This window comes from Bacillus mycoides (assembly GCF_000832605.1).
In the GTDB taxonomy this organism is placed as follows: Bacteria; Bacillota; Bacilli; order Bacillales; family Bacillaceae_G; genus Bacillus_A; species Bacillus_A mycoides.
On sequence record NZ_CP009692.1, the window covers coordinates 1,727,388 to 1,747,699 of the forward strand.

At 36.9% G+C, this 20,312-nt stretch carries 27 protein-coding genes; 24 read left to right on the forward strand and 3 right to left on the reverse strand.

Going from position 1 to position 20,312, the window contains the following annotated elements:
* Positions 1-121: 121 nt before the first annotated feature.
* The 4 genes from BG05_RS10885 to efp are packed head-to-tail and all read left to right on the forward strand — an operon-like array spanning position 122 to position 2,748.
* The gene (locus BG05_RS10885; RefSeq protein WP_002015048.1) at positions 122-607 is read left to right on the forward strand and encodes a YqhR family membrane protein; all 486 of its coding nucleotides are present in this window, start codon (positions 122-124) and stop codon (positions 605-607) included.
* Positions 608-662: 55 nt separating this feature from the next.
* Positions 663-1,103 carry a type II 3-dehydroquinate dehydratase gene (gene aroQ, locus BG05_RS10890; RefSeq protein ID WP_002015049.1) on the forward strand — a complete coding sequence of 147 codons (441 nt, stop codon included), beginning with the start codon at positions 663-665 and terminating at the stop codon, positions 1,101-1,103.
* 4 nt (positions 1,104-1,107) lie between these two features.
* Positions 1,108-2,169, forward strand: coding sequence for a Xaa-Pro dipeptidase (gene pepQ / locus BG05_RS10895; RefSeq protein WP_002015050.1), 1,062 nt, complete (start codon positions 1,108-1,110; stop codon positions 2,167-2,169).
* A gap of 21 nt (positions 2,170-2,190) precedes the next feature.
* Positions 2,191-2,748, forward strand: a complete 558-nt coding sequence (efp, locus tag BG05_RS10900; RefSeq protein WP_002129052.1) for an elongation factor P — start codon at positions 2,191-2,193, stop codon at positions 2,746-2,748.
* A 35-nt stretch (positions 2,749-2,783) separates the two neighbouring features.
* Here efp and BG05_RS10905 read toward each other — a convergent pair whose 3' ends face one another.
* Together BG05_RS10905 and BG05_RS10910 are read right to left on the reverse strand one after the other, a co-directional pair.
* Complete coding sequence (locus BG05_RS10905; protein WP_002129051.1) at positions 2,784-3,104, reverse strand: hypothetical protein; 321 nt, start codon at positions 3,102-3,104, stop codon at positions 2,784-2,786.
* Positions 3,085-3,666: a GNAT family N-acetyltransferase gene (locus BG05_RS10910; RefSeq protein WP_002129049.1), complete on the reverse strand. Its 582-nt coding sequence runs from the start codon at positions 3,664-3,666 to the stop codon at positions 3,085-3,087. Before BG05_RS10910 ends, BG05_RS10905 begins: the two co-directional genes overlap by 20 nt.
* Before the next feature lie 178 nt (positions 3,667-3,844).
* Here BG05_RS10910 and BG05_RS10915 point away from each other — a divergent pair, with 178 nt between their 5' ends.
* The 9 genes from BG05_RS10915 to BG05_RS10955 are packed head-to-tail and all read left to right on the forward strand — an operon-like array spanning position 3,845 to position 9,366.
* The gene (locus tag BG05_RS10915) at positions 3,845-4,126 is read left to right on the forward strand and encodes a YqhV family protein (protein ID WP_000816054.1); all 282 of its coding nucleotides are present in this window, start codon (positions 3,845-3,847) and stop codon (positions 4,124-4,126) included.
* Positions 4,127-4,153: 27 nt separating this feature from the next.
* Positions 4,154-5,080, forward strand: coding sequence for a stage III sporulation protein AA (spoIIIAA, locus tag BG05_RS10920; protein WP_002088576.1), 927 nt, complete (start codon positions 4,154-4,156; stop codon positions 5,078-5,080).
* Positions 5,074-5,589, forward strand: coding sequence for a stage III sporulation protein SpoIIIAB (gene spoIIIAB / locus BG05_RS10925; protein WP_002088574.1), 516 nt, complete (start codon positions 5,074-5,076; stop codon positions 5,587-5,589). Before spoIIIAA ends, spoIIIAB begins: the two co-directional genes overlap by 7 nt.
* A gap of 14 nt (positions 5,590-5,603) precedes the next feature.
* Positions 5,604-5,807 (forward strand): stage III sporulation protein AC, encoded by a 204-nt coding sequence (gene spoIIIAC / locus BG05_RS10930; protein WP_000020914.1) that lies wholly within the window; start codon positions 5,604-5,606, stop codon positions 5,805-5,807.
* Positions 5,808-5,830: 23 nt separating this feature from the next.
* Positions 5,831-6,214 carry a stage III sporulation protein AD gene (gene spoIIIAD / locus BG05_RS10935; RefSeq protein ID WP_078172833.1) on the forward strand — a complete coding sequence of 128 codons (384 nt, stop codon included), beginning with the start codon at positions 5,831-5,833 and terminating at the stop codon, positions 6,212-6,214.
* 10 nt (positions 6,215-6,224) lie between these two features.
* Positions 6,225-7,397: a stage III sporulation protein AE gene (gene spoIIIAE, locus BG05_RS10940; protein WP_002033983.1), complete on the forward strand. Its 1,173-nt coding sequence runs from the start codon at positions 6,225-6,227 to the stop codon at positions 7,395-7,397.
* Positions 7,398-7,409: 12 nt separating this feature from the next.
* On the forward strand, positions 7,410-8,042 hold the full coding sequence (gene spoIIIAF / locus BG05_RS10945) for a stage III sporulation protein AF (protein ID WP_002015059.1): 633 nt from the start codon (positions 7,410-7,412) through the stop codon (positions 8,040-8,042).
* The gene (gene spoIIIAG / locus BG05_RS10950; protein ID WP_002088572.1) at positions 8,032-8,694 is read left to right on the forward strand and encodes a stage III sporulation protein AG; all 663 of its coding nucleotides are present in this window, start codon (positions 8,032-8,034) and stop codon (positions 8,692-8,694) included. Before spoIIIAF ends, spoIIIAG begins: the two co-directional genes overlap by 11 nt.
* 15 nt (positions 8,695-8,709) lie before the next feature.
* Positions 8,710-9,366, forward strand: a complete 657-nt coding sequence (locus BG05_RS10955; RefSeq protein WP_002015062.1) for a SpoIIIAH-like family protein — start codon at positions 8,710-8,712, stop codon at positions 9,364-9,366.
* A gap of 58 nt (positions 9,367-9,424) precedes the next feature.
* On the opposite strand, the gene BG05_RS29460 is transcribed toward BG05_RS10955, so the two are convergent.
* Positions 9,425-9,622, reverse strand: a complete 198-nt coding sequence (locus tag BG05_RS29460; RefSeq protein ID WP_012261697.1) for a hypothetical protein — start codon at positions 9,620-9,622, stop codon at positions 9,425-9,427.
* Between the two features lie 471 nt (positions 9,623-10,093).
* Between BG05_RS29460 and accB the strand changes: the two genes are divergently transcribed.
* The 11 genes from accB to argR all read left to right on the forward strand — a co-directional run bounded on the left by accB (position 10,094) and on the right by argR (position 20,125).
* Complete coding sequence (gene accB, locus BG05_RS10960) at positions 10,094-10,582, forward strand: acetyl-CoA carboxylase biotin carboxyl carrier protein (protein WP_002129047.1); 489 nt, start codon at positions 10,094-10,096, stop codon at positions 10,580-10,582.
* A 16-nt stretch (positions 10,583-10,598) separates the two neighbouring features.
* The gene (gene accC / locus BG05_RS10965) at positions 10,599-11,951 is read left to right on the forward strand and encodes an acetyl-CoA carboxylase biotin carboxylase subunit (RefSeq protein WP_002015065.1); all 1,353 of its coding nucleotides are present in this window, start codon (positions 10,599-10,601) and stop codon (positions 11,949-11,951) included.
* Positions 11,952-11,973: 22 nt separating this feature from the next.
* On the forward strand, positions 11,974-12,366 hold the full coding sequence (locus tag BG05_RS10970; protein WP_000807630.1) for an Asp23/Gls24 family envelope stress response protein: 393 nt from the start codon (positions 11,974-11,976) through the stop codon (positions 12,364-12,366).
* A 348-nt stretch (positions 12,367-12,714) separates the two neighbouring features.
* Positions 12,715-13,107, forward strand: coding sequence for a N utilization substance protein NusB (gene nusB, locus BG05_RS10975; protein ID WP_002067080.1), 393 nt, complete (start codon positions 12,715-12,717; stop codon positions 13,105-13,107).
* Between the two features lie 23 nt (positions 13,108-13,130).
* Positions 13,131-13,991 (forward strand): bifunctional methylenetetrahydrofolate dehydrogenase/methenyltetrahydrofolate cyclohydrolase FolD, encoded by an 861-nt coding sequence (gene folD / locus BG05_RS10980; RefSeq protein WP_002067081.1) that lies wholly within the window; start codon positions 13,131-13,133, stop codon positions 13,989-13,991.
* 26 nt (positions 13,992-14,017) lie between these two features.
* Entirely contained in the window at positions 14,018-15,376 is a 1,359-nt protein-coding gene (gene xseA / locus BG05_RS10985) for an exodeoxyribonuclease VII large subunit (protein WP_002015068.1), read from the forward strand.
* On the forward strand, positions 15,366-15,596 hold the full coding sequence (xseB, locus tag BG05_RS10990; protein ID WP_000428422.1) for an exodeoxyribonuclease VII small subunit: 231 nt from the start codon (positions 15,366-15,368) through the stop codon (positions 15,594-15,596). The genes xseA and xseB overlap by 11 nt, the downstream gene beginning before the upstream one ends.
* Complete coding sequence (ispA, locus tag BG05_RS10995; RefSeq protein WP_002129045.1) at positions 15,596-16,489, forward strand: (2E,6E)-farnesyl diphosphate synthase; 894 nt, start codon at positions 15,596-15,598, stop codon at positions 16,487-16,489. The genes xseB and ispA overlap by 1 nt, the downstream gene beginning before the upstream one ends.
* Before the next feature lie 308 nt (positions 16,490-16,797).
* Complete coding sequence (gene dxs, locus BG05_RS11000; protein ID WP_002129043.1) at positions 16,798-18,690, forward strand: 1-deoxy-D-xylulose-5-phosphate synthase; 1,893 nt, start codon at positions 16,798-16,800, stop codon at positions 18,688-18,690.
* A gap of 3 nt (positions 18,691-18,693) precedes the next feature.
* Positions 18,694-19,533, forward strand: a complete 840-nt coding sequence (locus tag BG05_RS11005) for a TlyA family RNA methyltransferase (RefSeq protein ID WP_002015074.1) — start codon at positions 18,694-18,696, stop codon at positions 19,531-19,533.
* A gap of 142 nt (positions 19,534-19,675) precedes the next feature.
* Positions 19,676-20,125 carry an arginine repressor ArgR gene (argR, locus tag BG05_RS11010; RefSeq protein ID WP_002015076.1) on the forward strand — a complete coding sequence of 150 codons (450 nt, stop codon included), beginning with the start codon at positions 19,676-19,678 and terminating at the stop codon, positions 20,123-20,125.
* The last annotated feature ends 187 nt before the right edge of the window (positions 20,126-20,312 follow it).

The window sequence follows — 20,312 nt, forward strand, 5'->3', positions numbered from 1 at the left end:
AGATGACAAGGGAAAATGTTACGAGAGTCGGACATTTCTTATTCTTTTTATAGACAAATTTTGCAGGATTTAAACATGCCTCAAAATAGTTTCGGGCATACTAGTGAGCGGAGGTGTCAATGTGAATCAAGAACAATCAACAATAAGAAACTTTGTACAAATTGGTTTATTTGGTGGCTTATTTTGGGGAGGTATATGGTATTTCCTTCATATATTCTCATTTACAGAAGCTGGGCCTAACTATTTACTTTTACCGTTTGCATTTGGAGATTGGAAAGAAGGGGTTTGGGGAAATGTACTAGGTATCGTTTGTATGGGACTTCTTTCAATTTTAGTGGCATTTCTCTATAAAGCCCTTTTTAAAAAGTTTGAAGGAGTATTCCCTGGTGTACTATACGGTTTGTTTTGGTGGGCATTATTATTTTTGGGGATGGGGCTAATGGCACCTGTTATTAAAAGTGCACTCCATTTACCGAAAGAAACAATTGTAACGACAATATGTATCTTTATATTATATGGTGTTTTTATTTCGTATTCTGTAGCATTCGAATCGAATAATACAAATAGAGGAGAAGGGGTCGAGAAGACAAACTATTCAAATAAGTGATTCCTATGTTAAAATGTCGTATAGACATTTTTTAATATTAAGGAGTTTTAAGAAAATGAAAAAGTTACTCCTCGTAAATGGTCCTAACCTAAATCGCCTTGGCGTTAGGGAAGTAAATGTATACGGAAAAGGAACGTTAGCGACGCTTGAAACAGATATGAAACACGAAGCAGAGAAAATGGGAGTGGAGTTAGAATGTTTCCAATCGAATCATGAAGGTGCTATTATCGATCGTCTTCATGAGGCTGAAGATATATATGAAGGGATCATTTTAAATCCTGGAGCATTTACGCATTATAGCTATGCGATTCGAGATGCAATTGCGAGCATTTCGATTCCTGTTATTGAAGTACATATTTCTAACATTCACCAGCGTGAATCGTTCCGTCACGAATCTGTGACGGCGGCTGTTTGTGCGGGACAAATTGTTGGATTTGGTTTTTATGGCTATAAGTTAGCGTTATTTGCATTAATGGAGAAATTGAGGGAGGCATAAAGTAATGGAAAAGATCGAGAGATTAAGAAGTGCGTTTGATGAGGCTGGTATTGACGGTATCGTATTAACGAATGAACATAGCCGTAGATATATGGCGAATTTCACAGGAACAGCTGGCGTTGTACTAATTTCAAAAGAGCGTGCTCTATTTATTACAGATTTCCGTTATGTAGAGCAAGCTAGTAAGCAAGCGGTTGGATACGAAATAGTGCAGCATGCAGGATTAATTCTTGATGAAGTTGCGAAACAAGTTAAAGAACTTGGAATTCAAAAGCTAGGATTTGAGCAAGATACTCTTACATATAGCTCTTACGTAACGCATAATGAAGCGATCGAAGCTGAATTCATCCCAACTTCTGGGCTTGTAGAAAAGTTACGCTTGATAAAGACTGATTCAGAGATTAAGATATTAAAGGAAGCTGCACAGATTGCAGATGCTGCCTTTGAGCATATTCTATCATTCATTCGCCCGGGAGTATCTGAAATTGAAGTGTCAAATGAACTTGAATTTTTCATGAGAAAACAAGGAGCAACATCTTCTTCGTTTGATATTATCGTTGCTTCAGGTCTTCGTTCGGCATTACCGCACGGCGTGGCATCTGAAAAAGTGATAGAAAAAGGAGATTTCGTTACATTAGACTTCGGCGCTTATTACAAAGGATATTGCTCTGATATTACTCGTACGATTGCAGTCGGTGAACCATCTGATAAATTAAAAGAAATTTATAATATTGTTTTAGAAGCACAACTACGTGGTGTGAACGGTATTAAAGCTGGTTTAACGGGTCGTGAGGCTGATGCATTAACGCGTGATTACATAACGGAAAAAGGATATGGTGAATACTTCGGACACTCTACTGGTCATGGAATCGGTCTTGAAATCCATGAAGCACCAGGTTTAGCGTTCCGTTCTGATACAGTACTTGAACCAGGTATGGCTGTAACGGTAGAACCAGGTATTTATATTCCAGGTGTTGGCGGGGTACGTATTGAAGATGATATCATTGTAACAAGTGAAGGTAATGAAGTAATAACGAAATCACCAAAAGAACTTATTATTTTGTAATACACAGGAGGATTTTTTTACATGATTTCAGTAAACGATTTTCGTACAGGTTTAACAATTTCAGTGGACAATGCCCTTTGGCAAGTAATGGATTTCCAACACGTAAAGCCAGGTAAAGGTGCTGCATTCGTTCGCTCTAAACTACGTAACCTTCGCACAGGATCTGTTCAAGAGAAAACATTCCGTGCAGGTGAAAAAGTAGAAAAAGCACACATCGAAAACCGTCGTATGCAATACTTATACGCGAGCGGTGAGTCTCACGTATTTATGGATAACGAAACTTATGAGCAAATCGAACTTGGTGAAAACCAAATCGAGCGCGAATTAAAATTCTTAAAAGAAAACATGGGAGTATCTATTATGACATACCAAGATGAAATACTTGGTGTTGAACTTCCGAACACAGTTGAATTAAAAGTTGCAGAAACAGAGCCTGGTATTAAAGGTGACACAGCTTCTAACGTAACAAAACCAGCTAAATTAGAAACTGGTCTTGTTGTACAAGTACCAATCTTCATTAACGAAGGCGAAATGCTTATCATCAACACTGGTGAAGGTAAATACGTTTCTCGTGCATAGTAGAAAAGCACTCGTGATTATCACGAGTGCTTTTTTTATAGGAAATAGGGCAGATAGTAAATTGCAGTTATAGCAAAACTAACTGTGACGAGTGAAAGGGTACCCATAATATATGGAGTCAAAACAATTTGAAACGGGCGTATTTCACCAGTTTCAATACCGGTAAAAGTTTTATTCGTTGCATGATCCATATTGTTATTTCTAAAGGTACTCATAATAATTAACCACGTAATTGCAAATATTGCTAGACTGCCAAGGAAAAAGCTCTCCATAAATGACCAGCCGACCATTTTTGAAAAAAGATAAATAATAGCTAATTCTACTACAATTGTTAAACTAATTTTCAATCCTTTCATATTTTCCCCCCTCATTTTGTACTTCCAACCAATTTGAAAATTTTTCGCATGATACAACATGCAGTACGCAAGGTGATTTTACTTCTTTCTCCAAAGCAGCGTGTACGTCTGGAAATTGTTTTTCCACATGTAATGAAATGTAAGATAGTTTCTCTTGTGCTTTTAAAGAGCGAATGTTATTCGTTTTAGCACCGGCAAATACGTATGTAAGTTGCAAGTCTAAAAAAGCGATTTTAAAGATCTCTTTTTTCGCAGATTCGTTATATCCTCTTCCCCAATATTGATAGCCGAGCCAACTTCCAATATGTGAGTGCTTTTGTTCGTAATTAATATGTTTAAGTGTCGTGAGGCCAATTATTTCATTTTCCTCACTTACAATCACTCTTGATAAGGAGTGTTTTTTTCGTTCCTCTCCAATTGCAAAAAGAATGAACGCCTTTGTATCTTCCACTGATTCTACTTTTATCCCTAATGCATTTTTTACATGTGGATTGCTTGATAGCTCAAAAAGCACATTTGCATATCGTAAATCGAGTGGTAGTAAAGTAACTTGCTTCATCATCTATGCTCCTTTTCTATTAAATATACCATATATTAATGAGAATATTCAGTTTTCTATAAAGTCGATAGAGAAAAATTATGTTTTTACTTCTGAAATAGACAACCTCTGCATATGGTTGTACAAATATATTCTTTTTCAGAATAAGGAAGTAGTAACTGTTATGGGAGAAGGTGGGAGAATGAAACAGTGGCTAGCGGCAATGGAAACATCCGTGCTTGTTATGGGGTTACTTCGGTTGTTTTCAGGAAGCGCGGAAATATTCGCCGCTCTGCTTATGCTTTACGTGAATGATGCGAAGAAAGCATTGTTTATAAATGGTATGTTGGCGTTTGTTGGACCGACCGTATTAATTTTAACAATGACAATTGGCATAGCGAGTGTAGCAAGTGAGATTTCTTTCTTGAAACTCTTTTTTCTAGCACTTGGAATTGGCTGCATTTTTATCGCGTTGTTGAAATAGTAAGTCGAGTATAGTGGGGAGAAGCTTATGAAAGAAGTATTAGAAGTTTTACCGAAAACGATGAAACAGTTAGTTGAAGGCTGTAAACAATACGATACTCTAGAGGAAATTCGCGTTCGAATTGGAAGGCCACTAGAGTGTATCGCACATGGAGAAGTGTTTTTCTATGACTATATCGCTACAGCGGAAGATGCGATCCATTTATTGAATAAATTAAGCCAATTCTCAATTTATACGATGGAAGAGGAATTGAAACGTGGATATGTGACACTACGAGGAGGACATAGAATTGGCCTAGCTGGAAAAGTCATTACAGAAAAAAGTGCAGTGAAAATGATTCGGGATGTCTCTTCTTTTAATATTCGTATTGCCCGTCAAAAAATAGGGATTGCTGAGCCGCTTCTGCCATATCTTTATGAATCGCGATGGTTAAACACGATGGTAATTGGCCCACCGCAAACGGGGAAAACAACACTTTTAAGAGATGTAGCACGCTGTATGAGTCAAGGTGTAAGTGCTTCGAAAATTCCTTCATGTAAAGTGGGGATTGTTGATGAACGATCAGAAATTGCGGGTTGTGTGAAAGGAATCCCGCAATATGACTTTGGCGTGCGAGTAGATGTATTAGACGCTTGTCCAAAAGCTGAAGGAATGATGATGATGATTCGTTCTATGAGCCCAGACATATTAATCGTAGATGAAATTGGACGTAAAGAAGATAGTGAAGCGATTATGGAGGCGGTACATGCAGGTGTTCAGCTTTTTATAAGTGCACATGGATTTTCTTATGATGACGTTGTGAAACGTCCATCGTTACAGGCGGTGCTGGAACTTGGTGTATTTGATAGGTTTGTGGAATTATCAAAAGCGAGAGGGCCAGGAACAGTTATGCAAGTGAAAGATAGAGATGGAAAACCAGTATTATCCCATAGAAAGGTTCAAGGCGTATGGTGAAAATATTTGGTGCGGTATTAATAGTTGCTGTTAGCACTTTTTTCGGATTTTCATACGCTAAAAGGTACAGTGAGAGACCGCGGCAACTTAGGTTATTGAAGGCAGCATTGCAATCATTAGAAGCTGAAATTATGTATGGACACACGCCGTTATCTGAGGCTGCAGAGCGTTTAGTCAAACAAATGCCGAAGCCGTTAAATTGGATATTTCAAAGCTTTTCGAAACGGCTAGAGGACGGGGAGCAAACAGTTAGAGAAGCTTGGATTGATAGTTTGAAGGAGAACTGGACGTTAACGGCATTTAAACAAACCGAGTATGAAATCTTACAACAATTTGGTGAAACACTTGGACAACATGATCGTGAATCACAGCAAAAACATATTCGCTTATGTATTACACATTTGGAGAGAGAAGAAGGAGAAGCGAAAGCATTACAACTACAATATGAAAAAATGATAAAGAGTTTAGGGGTACTAGCAGGGCTACTTATCGTAATTTTACTGCTATAGGGGGGAGAAAGGCGATGTCCATTGATGTTGGATTAATATTTCAAATCGCCGGAATCGGCATTGTTTTAGCTTTCATTCATACTGTACTAAAAGAATTAAAGCGAGAGGATATTGCAAATTGGGTTATCCTTGTCGGTTTTGTCGTTATTTTGTTTCATGTTGCATTTTTAATTAATACTCTATTCGACAAGATTAAAAGTGTCTTTCTCTTCCAGTAAAGGAGGCGGTTCGAATCGAAATTATACAAATTGTCGGATTAGGCCTCGTTGCTACATTTTTAGCTGCTGTTTTAAATCAGCATAAGTCTAGTATTACATCGTTATTTATTGTGTTCATTGGTAGCATGATGTTTCTTCTCTTAATCGATCAAATTCATTCTATTTTACAAATGATTGAGAGAGTGGCGAGTGAAGCGAAGGTTAGCAACGTATATGTAGAAACGTTATTGAAAATTATAGGGATTGCTTATATCGCTGAGTTTGGTGCGCAAATTACAAAGGATGCTGGTCAAGGTGCAATCGCTTCGAAAATTGAATTAGCTGGGAAAATCTTAATTCTCGTCATGGCAATTCCTATTTTGACGGTGGTAATTGAAACAATTCTCGGTTTTTTACCTACGGGATAAGGGGGAGTGAATGTTGAGGAAGTTTGGAGCTAAGCTATTATTTGCTTGCTTCCTTTTCTTTTCTTTACCGATTGTTGTACAAGCTTCTCCTATAGAAACAAACGTCGTTGATCAACAATTGGATAAGCTCGGAATTGAAGATGTGAAGCAATTTTGGGACGGGCTTGTTACAAAGTATGGAGGCTATTTACCAGAGAGTCAAAAAGGAAGCTTTATGGAGTTTGTAAAGGGAGAAAAAGAGTTCTCCATAAAAGAGTGGATGATAGGTCTACTAAAATATTTATTTCATGAGCTTGTTGCAAATGGAAAGTTACTTGGAACGCTCATTATGCTCACGATTTTCAGTGCATTGTTGCAATCGTTGCAATCTGCTTTTTCAAAGAGTAGCGTGAGTAAAATCGCTGATGCAGTCGTATACATGGTACTTATTATTTTCGCTTTAAATAGTTTTTATGTCGTCATGACATATGCAAGAGAGACGATACAAACAATGGTAGATTTCATACTAGCGTTATTACCAATTTTACTCGCACTCATAGCAACAGGCGGCGGTGTTGTTTCTGTATCGTTTTTTCATCCGATTATCATTTTCTTAATGAATACGAGTGGGCTTCTTATGAACTATATCGTTCTACCACTTTTATTACTTGCAACTATATTAAGTATTGTAAGCACGATGAGTGATCAATATAAAGTTACGAAATTGTCCAAGCTTTTGCAAAACGTTAGTGTTGGGATTATTGGTATCTTTTTGACGGTTTTTTTAGGCGTATTATCTGTACAGGGAACAGCGTCAGCCGTTGCTGATGGTATAGCTGTGAAAACGGCTAAATTTGTAACAGGAAACTTCATTCCTGTAGTAGGAAGGATGTTTACTGAGGCGGCGGATACTGTTATTAGTGCATCTGGATTATTAAAAAACACAGTCGGAATTATCGGGCTCGTTATTTTATGCTTAATTGTCGCTTTCCCAGCGATTCAAATTTTTTGTATCGCGTTTATTTATAAATTCGCAGCAGCAGTATTGCAACCGGTAGGCGGAGGAGCAATTATTCAATGTTTAGATATCATTGGACGAAGTATCATTTACGTATTTGCTTGCTTAGCTATCGTATCATTTATGTTCTTTTTAAGTATCACAATTATTATTGCTGCCGGGAACATTACTCTCATGATGCGGTAGGAGGTGAAGAGTATGCAATTTGTTACAGAGTGGATTAGAAATATTATCGTTTTTTTACTCTTAGCGACAATGCTTCATCTTATTCTTCCAAATTCAAATTTGCAAAAGTACGTTAAATTCGTTGTAAGTCTATTGTTAGTCGTATTAATTTTAACTCCTCTATTTAAGTTGTTACAAACAGATGTAAATGAAGTTATCGCAAATTTCAATGAGGAAAAGTACGTAGCAGATGGATCTGTAAAAAATTCGATAGATTCGAAGAAAAAAGAAATACAAGCTCTAACACGTGCATATAGTTTAGAAGAGATGGCTACCAAAATGAAAAAAGACGTAGGAAAAGAGTTTGAGAAAAAGTATGGTATGACAGTCTCTGAAATACAAATAGTCGCAGTGGAACATGCAGAAGAAGTAAAGTCAGCGAAAGATATTCAATCTGTTGTTGTGACGTTGAAAGAAAAAGAACGTAGTAAAAATGATGCAATCGAAACAGTAAAGCCAATTGAAATTAATATGAAAGAACCTCCAAAAAAAATAGAAGAAACGAATGTAGAAATGAAAGATTTCTTTTCAAGCAGGTGGCAACTAGAGGATAAACAAATCCAAGTTCAGATGGAAGGGAGGACAGGTAGCGTAAATGGACAATAAAGATAAAAATTCGAGGTTCTCATTTTTTCGAAACTTATTAAATGGGGATGGAAAAGAAAGTAATGAGAAGGGGAAAAAGGTAACACCTAAGTTTTTGCTTGTCCTACTCATACTTGGGATTGCGCTTATGTTTTCTAGTAATTTCTTATCACCTAAAAAAGAAGAAGTGCCTGTGTTTAAAGAAAAGACAAGTCAAAGCCAAGATAAAGATGTACCAACTTTCGGTCAAAAAAACAATGATAATATGTCAAATGTAGAAAAATACGAAAAAGCGTATGAACAAGAATTGAAAGCTTCTTTAGAAGAGATAGCCGGAGTAAAAGATGTAACTATTAAAGTGAACTTAGATTCATCTGAAGAAAAAATACTCGAGAAAAATACAGTAAAACGTTCACAAACGACAGGTGAAACTGATAAAGCAGGCGGGAAAAGGGAAGTAGAAGACGAGTCTCTTGATGAAAAGACAGTCATTATACGTGAAGGTGATAAAGAAACTCCAATTGTTTTGCGAACAGAGAAACCGAAAGTACGAGGTGTTCTGGTCGTAGCAAAGGGAGTGGATAATATACAAATAAAAGCAATGGTAAAAGAAGCTGTGACGCGATTATTAGATGTACCAGCTCATCGCGTTTCAGTATCACCGAAAAATTGATAGGGAGGAAATAAAGTGTTAAAAAAACAAACGGTTTGGCTATTAACGATGTTAAGTTTAGTGGTTGTACTATCTGTTTATTACGTAACAACTCCTGATAAAATGAATACAGCAGCACCGGCAACGGGTGAAAAGATGGGACAAGAAAAGCAAGGTGTTGATAAAGCAGTTACAAAAGAAACAACGAAAGAAACTACAAATAAAGAGACAACAAAAGAAAATACAAGCAAGGAAACTACAAATAAAGAAACAGACAAAAAAGAGAATGACAAAAAAGAAACAAGTAAAAAAGAGGCTAGCGTAACAGTTCAATCAAGCGATGAGAATTTTACAGCGCTACGTATGCAAATGGAAGATCAGCGTAGTGTAGAGAAAGAAAAGTTACAAAATGTAATGAAGTCATCAAAATCTTCAGCAGAAGAAAAGAGTAAAGCGAAAGATAATCTTGATGCAATCACTACGATGGAAACGAAGCAACAATTACTTGAGACAGTGATTAAATCTCAAGGCGGATATAAGGATGCTCTTGTAAGAGCTGATGGAACGGACATTAAAGTAACAGTTAAATCGGCAAAGCATTCACAAAAAGAAGCGAATAAAATTATTCAGCTCGTAAGAAGTGAAGGTGGTTCAAAAGATGTAGGTGTGAAATTTGATCCATCAGTAAAATAAATTGAAATTATAATAGGTGTTGCTGCTTCAAATTAGATAAAAGAATAATAGAAAAAAGCTATCGTTTTCGATAGCTTTTTTCTATTTCATCTTTGCAGTTGTATTTAGTATTTTCAATTGGAAACGGGGAAATACGCTGTGAGTAAAAGATTAATGGTTCGTGATGATGGTGATTAGTTTTTCCAGATTTGACGTGAATGAAGAGGACCAATGTCCAAATCACTACGGCAGGCAAGAACAGGATGAGCCATATCATATGTCCGCACCTCACTACAATAAATTTGCTACACTTTGAACATACTATTCTTTTATGAAGGAAGAATGAACGGCGCGTAAACAAAAAAATAATATTTGGTAAAAATATGTTTTTTTACCGTAGATAAAATGAAGAATGCTGAGGGAATTACGTTTTTACACTTTGCAGTTTTGAAAAAGTAAAGAATGTTTTTTAGGAAGTGGTCTTGCCAATTTCGTGTGAAACTTGGTATTATTACTAGGTAATAATTTTTTAGTGGAATAATATTTTTACAGGAATTTCGATTTATAATAAAGAAATATAAATTGGAATGTTTAAAAAATTTAGCGTAAGATGGGAATAGTAAATATTTCTATTAGTAAATGTCATAGGAATAAATTTTCTAATAGAATGCATCGTATTTTTACAGTAAATCAGTTTGATGCCAATCTGTAAAAACGGGACAAACAAGAGTATGGGAGTGGATTTTACATGTTTAAAATTCAAGAAGTTCGTGAATTAATTAAATTAATTGATAGCTCTAATATTGATGAATTTGAATACAAAAAAGACGGTACAACAATCAAAATGAAAAAACGTGGTAATGAAGTAGTTACTGTGCAAGCACCGGTAACGAAACAGGTAGTACAGCCAGCAGCATCTGTCGAAGTAGAAACAGCAGTAGCGGCAGCGCAAGTAGAAGCGCCAAAACAAGAAGAGAAGACAGCTGTTCAAAATGAAAACCTACATAAAATCACATCACCGATGGTAGGGACATTTTATTCCTCTTCTTCGCCTGATACACCTCAATATGTAAGTGTTGGGGACAGAGTATCGAAAGATTCTATCGTATGTATTGTTGAGGCTATGAAATTATTTAACGAAATTGACGCAGATGTAGAGGGCGAAATTGTTGAAATTCTTGTTAATAATGGACAGCTTGTTGAGTATGGACAACCGCTATTTCTTGTAAAAGCGTAATAAGGGAGTCTTTGTGATGATAAAAAAAGTATTAATAGCCAATCGTGGGGAAATTGCTGTACGAATTATTCGTGCTTGTAAAGAAATGGATATTGAAACAGTTGCAATTTATTCAGAAGCAGACAAAGAGTCACTTCATGTGCAAATTGCAGATGAAGCGTATTGTGTTGGACCAACGATTTCAAAAGAAAGCTATTTAAATTTGACGAACATTATTAGTGTTGCGAAATTAACAGGTTGTGATGCAATTCATCCGGGATATGGATTTTTAGCAGAGAATGCAGATTTTGCAGAATTATGCCGTGAGTGTAACTTGATTTTTATCGGTCCAAGCCCAGAAGCCATTTCAAAGATGGGCACAAAAGACGTTGCACGTGATACAATGAAAGAAGCAGGGGTTCCGATTGTACCAGGTTCACAAGGGATTATTAAAAATACCGAAGAAGCGATCGAGCTTGCTAATCAACTTGGATATCCAGTTATCATTAAAGCGACTGCAGGTGGCGGCGGAAAAGGTATTCGTGTTGCGCGCCATGAAGAAGAGCTTGTAAAAGGAATTCAAATTACACAGCAAGAAGCCAGTACCGCTTTTGGGAACCCTGGTGTATACTTGGAGAAGTACGTTGAAGATTTCCGCCATGTTGAGATTCAAATAATGGCAGATACACATGGAAATGCCATTCATTTAGGAGAGCGTGATTGTACAATTCAGCGCCGTCTGCAAAAACTATTAGAAGAAAGTCCATCACCTGCACTTGATGAGAATATTCGCAAGCAAATGGGTGAGGCAGCAGTTAAAGCGGCGGTAGCGGTTGATTATACAGGTGCTGGTACGGTTGAGTTTATTTATGAATATAAAACGAAAAGCTTTTATTTCATGGAGATGAATACGAGAATCCAAGTTGAACATCCAGTTACTGAAATGGTAACAGGGATGGATTTAATTAAAGAACAAATTCTTGTTGCTTCTGGAGAAAAGTTATCGTTACAGCAAGAAGAAGTACAATTTAATGGTTGGGCAATGGAATGTCGAATTAATGCGGAAAACCCTGCCAAAAAATTTATGCCATCTCCAGGTAAAGTAGAAATGTACTTACCACCAGGCGGATTTGGTATTCGCGTCGATTCAGCTGTATATCCGGGATATTCAATACCACCTTTCTATGATTCGATGGTTGCTAAATTAATTGTTCACGGAAAAACACGTGAAGAGGCAATTGCAAAAATGAAGCGAGCGCTCAGTGAGTTTGTCATTGAAGGCGTACATACAACAATCCCGTTCCATTTGCAATTGCTAGAGCATCCTGATTTTGTAAAAGGTGAGTTTAACACGAAATTTTTGGAAGAGCATGAACTTGTGACGCAGTGATACATTAAAGGAGGTTTTTTTCATGGCTGAACATATGTTAGATATGGGTCAAGATACAACTCTTGGAAAAGTAGAAATTGCACCAGAAGTAATCGAAGTAATTGCAGGTATTGCAGCTGCTGAAGTAGAAGGTGTAGCGGCAATGCGTGGTAATTTTGCTACAGATGTTGTTGAGAAGTTAGGTAAGAAAAATCATGGTAAAGGTGTAAAGGTTGAATTAGCAAACGAAGATATTATTGTTGACCTTTATGTTGTGATGTATTTTGGTGTAGCGATTCCGGTTGTTGCACAAAAAATTCAAGACAATATTCGCCAAGCACTCTTTACAATGACAGGACTTGAGCCAAAAGAAGTGAACGTTCACATCGTTGGCGTAACATTCGAAACACAAAAAACAGAAATCGAACCAGTGTAAGAGTGGAAAAAGGTGCCTAGTAAAATAGGCATCTTTTTTATCGTTTCATTTCTTCACAAATTAAAACCCTCTAATTATTATACTATTTCAAAAAAAAAGAAAAATAAAACGGTATGTTTCATTTTTCCAAAAAACGTACATTGTGATAAGATATGGAACTTGAAGTTAATCTTTTTATTATTTTTCAGCCTTGTACCCCGTGTGTGAAACGATAAATTGTGTTATTATCATTGTATTATAAGGTTGGAAAATCAATGAAAACTGCAAGAGTAAGTGAATTGACGGCTTATAAATTATAATAATATAACAAAACATAAGGAAAGACTTGAAGTATAAAGGAGAGTTACAATGAAACGTAGGACGGCTAGAGAAAGAGCAATGCAAGCATTATACCAAATGGATATTACAGGTGAATTAGAACCGAAAGTAGCGGTGGAAAATACGCTAGATGAAGGCGAAGAAACAAATGAGTTTCTAGAATCACTTGTTGTAGGATTTGTAGACAACAAAGAAGAGATTGACGCAGCAATTCGTCAAAATTTAAAAAAGTGGAAGCTTGAGCGTATTAGTATTGTTGATCGCAGTATTTTACGTGTAGCTGTGTGTGAGATGAAATACATGGAAGAAATTCCGCACAATGTAACAATTAACGAAGCAATTGAAATCGCAAAAACATTTGGGGATGAGGAATCTCGTCGTTTTATTAACGGCGTTTTATCTAATATAAAAGATACACTGTAATTTCTTTAAGGGGGAAACTTAAAATGGTAGCAGTAATCATCAAAGGAAATGAAGTTGCGGAGAAAAAACGAGCACAATTAAAAGAAAAAGTTGTGAAGTTAAAAGAGCAAGGGATTGTACCAGGATTAGCAGTTATTTTAGTTGGAGAAGATCCAGCATCTCGTTCTTATGTAAAAGGAAAAGAAAAAGGCTGTGAGCAAGTAGGAATCTATTCAGAGCTAATAGAACTTCCTGAAACGATTACTGAGGAGCGTTTGCTTGCTGAAATCGATCGCTTAAATGGAGACGACCGCATTAATGGCATATTGGTACAATTACCTTTACCAAAACATATTGAAGAAAAAGCTATCATTGAAAGAATTTCACCGGAAAAGGATGTAGATGGATTTCACCCAATCAGCGTAGGACGTATGATGACGGGACAAGACACATTCCTTCCATGTACACCGCATGGCATTTTAGAATTAGTAAAAGAAACGAATCTTGATATTTCTGGAAAGCATGTTGTTGTAATTGGAAGAAGTAATATTGTTGGTAAACCAGTGGGGCAACTGTTTTTAAATGAAAATGCAACTGTCACATATTGTCATTCTAAGACGCAAAATATAAAAGAATTATCGAAGTTAGCTGATATTTTAATCGTAGCCGTTGGACGACCGAAAATGGTAACAGCTGACTATATTAAAGAGGGTGCGGTTGTAATTGATGTTGGTGTTAACCGTTTAGAAACAGGCAAACTTTGTGGTGATGTTGATTTTGACAATGTATTAGACGTTGCAGGTTACATTACGCCTGTGCCAAAAGGAGTCGGCCCAATGACTATTACAATGCTTCTTCACAACACTGTGGAGTCTGCAAAGCGTGCAGGTGTTGTTTGTCAATAATTTGAATCGGCTATGAGGAGAGAGAAATGGAGAAACAATATTTAACCGTTACAGCATTAACACGCTATATTAAAACAAAAATAGAGTATGATCCGCATTTACAGTCTGTTTGGTTAAAAGGAGAAATTTCCAACTTTAAATATCATAGTCGTGGTCATATGTATTTTACATTGAAAGATGAAAATGCAAGAATTGCAGCGGTTATGTTTGCGGGTCATAATCGTAACATTAAATTCAGACCGGAAAATGGAATGAAAGTACTTGTAAAAGGAAAGATTTCTGTTTATGAGGCGAGTGGTTCTTATCAAATTTATATTCAAGACATGCAGCCTGACGGAATTGGAAACTTGCATTTAGCTTATGAGCAATTAAAAGTTCGTTTAGAGGAAGAGGGCTTGTTTTCTCAAGTTTATAAAAAAATAATTCCTCCGTATGCTAAAACAATAGGTGTAATCACGTCGCCAACAGGAGCAGCAATTCGCGATATTATAACAACAATTAAACGTCGTTATCCAATTGGAAATGTTATTGTGTTTCCTGTACTTGTACAAGGGGAGTCAGCAGCTCCCTCGATTGTACAAGCAATTCGTACAGCGAATGAAATGGGAGATATTGATGTTTTAATTGTTGGGCGTGGTGGAGGCTCTATTGAAGAATTATGGGCCTTTAATGAGGAAGTAGTTGCAAGAGAAATTTTCACAAGTGAGATTCCGATTATTTCGGCTGTAGGCCATGAAACAGATTTTACAATCGCAGATTTTGTCGCGGATTTACGTGCACCAACACCGACTGCAGCAGCTGAGTTGGCGGTACCTAATACTATAGAGTTACAAGAAAAGGTATTACAAAGAACTCTGAGATTGCAAAGAGCAATGAGAGAGAGAGTACATAAAAAAGAAGAAAAACTGCAAGTGTTACAAAAATCTTATGCGTTCCGTTATCCAAGGCAAGTGTACGAGCAAAAAGAAGAGCAGTTAGACAGGGCTCTTGAACAACTTGTTTTAGCGAAAGAGCGTTATATAGATAAAAAAGTAAATCAATTAAAGCAACTTTCATTTTATTTAGAAAAGCACCACCCATCTCAAAAAATTATACAAACGAAAACGGCAATTGAAACGTTGCAAAAGCAGTTGCAACGTGAAATGCAAACATTACTTCAAACGAAGGAGTTCGTATTTGTGAGAGCGGCTCAAAAGCTTGAGGTATTAAGCCCGCTTAAAGTAATGATGAGAGGGTATGGGCTTGTATACGATGAAGAGAAACAAGTATTAAAAAGCGTGAAAGATGTTAGCCTTGGAGATGCTGTTTCGGTTCAATTACAAGATGGAATACTAGATTGTAGTGTATCAAGCATAGAGGAGCGTGAATTGAATAATGGAAAATAAGTTAAGCTTTGAAGAAGCAATTTCGCAGCTTGAGCATCTCGTTTCTAAGCTTGAACAAGGTGATGTACCTTTAGAGGAAGCAATTTCTTATTTTAAGGAAGGCATGGAATTATCTAAGCTTTGTGATGAGAAATTGAAAGATGTACAAGAACAAATGGCAGTTATCCTTGGGGAAGATGGAGAGCTTAAACCGTTTACTGCTTTAGGAGATGAAGCATAGTGACACATATAGCTTTTGATGCTTTTTTGAAAGAGAGTAAAACTTTCGTAGAAGAAAAGCTTGTAAGCTATGCAAATGAATTACAATGTCCAAATGTGCTTCGTGAAGCGATGGCATATTCTTTGGAAGCGGGTGGGAAACGTCTCCGCCCGTTACTTTTATTTGCAACGTTACAAGCGTTTGGGAAAGAAAGAAATCTTGGAGTGGGTGCAGCTTGTGCCCTTGAAATGATTCATACATATTCGTTAATTCATGATGATTTACCTTGTATGGATGATGATGATCTAAGACGAGGAAAGCCTACAAATCATAAAGTATTTGGTGAAGCAATGGCAGTTTTAGCGGGAGATGGTTTGTTGACATATGCTTTTCAAGTTATTATGGCATATGAGCAAAAAGAAATCTCTGCTGAAAAAAAAGTAAGACTTGTACTTGAGCTTGCGAAAGCAGCAGGACCTGAAGGAATGGTTGCTGGACAAGTGGCAGATATGGAAGCTGAAGGAAAACGACTTACAATTAATGAATTAGAGTACATTCATAATCATAAGACAGGTAAACTGCTTGAGTTTGCTGTACTTGCAGGCGCGATACTTTCTGATGCTACAGAAGAGCAAGAAGAGAAGTTACTTGCATTTGCGAAATATATCGGTCTAGCTTTCCAAATTAGAGATGATATTTTGGATGTAGAAGGAACAGAAGAAGAGATTGGAAAACCGATTGGTAGTGATGCTTCCAACGAGAAGAGCACATATACGACGTTATTTACTGTAGATAGAGCAAAATCTATTTTAGAGGAGAAAATTGCAAAAGCAAAAGCTTCTATTAGCTCCTTACAATTACAAGATGAATATTTACTATCTATTTGTGATTTAATCGCAAAACGTAATAACTAATATAACAGCGTTTCCATTTGTTGAGTCATTCATCATTTTATGATATAAATGTAGGAAAAGGTTTTTCTTTTCTTGTTATTGGCAAAAATATATGTAGATTACATTGCCGTTATCACTCCGTGTTAGCGGCTATTTTTTTCATCACGTAAAGAAATATGATGTATAATATGATAAGTGAAAAAATGGAAGTGTTTTCTGAAAGCAGGACAAGATAAAAAGAATAGAAAAGATAATTTCTTGTGTTGTGTAAATGTTTCTTATAATATTTGACATGTTGACAGATTATGAAATGAAAGTGAGTGATCCATGTGGATCTAACGCAAATTCAAAACCCTAGTTTTTTGAAAGATATGTCTATCAGTGAACTAGAGGGGTTGAGTGAGGATATTCGTAAGTTTTTAATTGAAGAGCTCTCTCAAACAGGTGGACATATTGCACCTAATTTAGGTGTAGTAGAACTCACAATTGCTCTGCATAAATTATTTGATAGTCCGAAAGATAAGTTTTTATGGGACGTAGGACATCAATCCTATGTACATAAAATTTTAACAGGGCGTGCGAAAGAATTCGGCACATTAAGGCAATACCAAGGTCTATGTGGTTTTCCAAAACGCTGTGAGAGTGAGCATGATGTTTGGGAAACTGGTCATAGTTCAACGTCGTTATCTGCTGCAATGGGAATGGCTCTAGCACGTGATTTAAAGAAAACGGAAGAATACGTTATACCAATCATTGGCGATGGTGCATTAACAGGCGGAATGGCTTTAGAGGCATTGAACCACATTGGGCATGAAAAAACGGACATGATTGTTATTTTGAATGACAATGAAATGTCAATTGCACCAAACGTCGGTGCACTTCATAATGTACTTGGTCGTTTACGTACCGCAGGGAAGTACCATTGGGTAAAAGATGAACTAGAGTATATATTGAAGAAAATCCCAGCAGTCGGCGGGAAAGTTGCTGCGACAGCAGAGAAAATAAAAGATAGTCTAAAATATTTACTAGTATCAGGCGTCTTTTTTGAAGAATTAGGCTTTACATATTTAGGTCCGGTCGATGGGCATGATTATGAAAAGTTATTCGAAACGTTGCAATATGCAAAGAAAACAAAAGGCCCAGTACTTGTTCATGTTATTACGAAAAAAGGAAAAGGTTATAAACCAGCTGAAAGTGACGTTATTGGAACTTGGCATGGAACAGGATCGTATAAAATTGAGTCAGGTGACTTCGTTAAACCGAAAGAAGTTGCACCAGCATGGAGTGCTGTTGTTAGTGAAACAGTGCTTAAGCTAGCGAGAACGGATGAACGTATCGTTGCAATTACGCCTGCAATGCCTGTTGGATCGAAACTTGAGAAATTCCAAAAAGAATTTCCGGATCGCATGATTGATGTAGGTATTGCAGAGCAGCATGCTACAACAATGGCAGCTGGTATGGCAACACAAGGGATGAAGCCGTTCTTAGCAATTTATTCAACATTTTTACAAAGAGCATATGACCAAGTTGTTCATGATATTTGTCGCCAGAATTTAAACGTTTTTATTGGAATAGATCGCTCTGGATTAGTAGGAGCAGACGGTGAAACGCATCAAGGTGTATTTGACATCGCGTTTTTACGTCACTTGCCGAATATGGTGCTTATGATGCCGAAAGATGAAAATGAAGGTCAACATTTAGTATATACAGCGATGCAATACGAAGATGGGCCGATTGCTTTACGTTATGCACGCGGAAATGGACTTGGCGTTCAAATGGATGAAGAATTAAAGGCGATTCCAATCGGTACATGGGAAACGTTAAAAGAAGGCACACAAGCAGCAATTTTAACGTTTGGTACGACAATCCCGATGGCAATGGAAGCAGCTGAGCGTCTTGAACAAGCTGGAATATCAGTGAAAGTAGTGAATGCTCGCTTTATTAAGCCGATGGACGAAGCATATTTACATGAGCTTTTAGGGAAAAATATACCGATTTTAACGATTGAAGAGGCTTGTTTAATCGGTGGCTTTGGAACGGGAGTAGTTGAATTTGCTTCTGAGAACGGATACCATAGTGCTTTAATTGAACGAATGGGTATTCCTGATCGCTTCATAGAGCATGGTAGTGTAACAAAACTGTTAGAAGAAATTGGTTTAACAACAGATGCTGTTGTAGACCGTATTCATACAATGATTCCATCAAAACAAAAAAGGGCGTAACAAATGAGCGTAAAAAAAGAAAGAGTAGATGTACTATTAGTAGAGCGAGGGCTTATAGAAACGCGTGAGAAGGCTAAACGTGCTGTTATGGCAGGTCTTGTATATGCGAATGAAATGAGACTCGATAAGCCAGGGGAGAAAATCTCACAAGATACGGAGATTACGGTGAAAGGGCAAGTCATGCCGTATGTAAGCCGTGGTGGTTATAAGCTTGAAAAGGCATTAGAAACATTTCAACTTGATTTACAAGATAAGGTTATGATAGATATTGGTTCATCAACTGGTGGTTTTACAGACTGTGCGCTTCAAAATGGGGCGAAGTTATCCTACGCATTAGATGTAGGATATAATCAACTTGCGTGGAAATTGCGTCAAGATGAGCGTGTTGTTGTGATGGAACGAACGAACTTCCGTTACGTGACACCGGCAGATTTAGAGCGTGGTTTACCGCAGTTTGCAAGTATTGATGTTTCATTTATATCATTAAGGCTTATATTGCCGGTTTTAAAAACAATGCTTATGCCAAATGGTGATGTAGCTGCATTGATTAAACCTCAGTTTGAAGCTGGACGAGAACAAGTCGGGAAAAAAGGCATTGTTCGTGATAGAAAAGTACATGAAGCTGTCGTGGAAATGATTGTCGATTTTGCTCTTAAGGAAGGCTATAATATCGAAGGTTTAACATTCTCACCAATTACAGGCGGGGATGGAAATATTGAATTTTTAATTCATCTAAAGTGGCACGGTGAGCGTGAGAATGGCGAAAATCATTCTCCGGTTTCTATTGAGCAAGTTGTTACAGAAGCACATGATGTTCTAAAACAAAAAGGGAAAGGGGAATAACATATGTTGTTCCTCTTTTTGTTGTAATCGTATAATGATTGTAAAAACAATTGTGTACAAGTAATGGATTATACGGTAACATAAATAAATGAAGTATACCAATGTTTAAACTATGGTAAGAGATAGTGTGAGGTGCAAATGTATGAATAAAGGTCAGCGCCATATTAAAATCAGGGAAATTATTGCTAACAAAGAAATTGAAACACAAGATGAACTAGTTGATATTTTACGTAATGTGGGGTTTAATGTAACGCAAGCAACAGTATCGCGCGATATTAAAGAACTGCACTTAGTGAAGGTGCCATTACATGATGGCCGCTATAAATATAGCTTGCCAGCAGATCAACGATTTAATCCGTTGCAAAAATTAAAACGAAATCTAGTGGATTCATTTGTAAAATTAGACACGGCAGGACATATGCTTGTGCTAAAAACATTGCCTGGTAACGCTCATTCACTTGGGGCACTCATTGATCATTTAGAGTGGGATGAGATTGTCGGAACCATTTGTGGTGATGATACTTGCTTAATTATTTGCCGTACACCTGAAGATACAGGTGTTGTCTCTGATCGTTTCTTAAATATGCTTTAACAGAAAAATCTTGTTTACTTTCCTCTGTAAAGTGGAAAGTAAACAAGATATTTTTATTGGCGAAAAATACGGATTTTCAAATACAATACATTATTTTTTTTGAATGAAGTTAGAAAATAGGTGGATTGACCCGTAAAACGAATGTTTGGTACAATGGAGCGGGTTAGAAGAGTAATTTATACATACA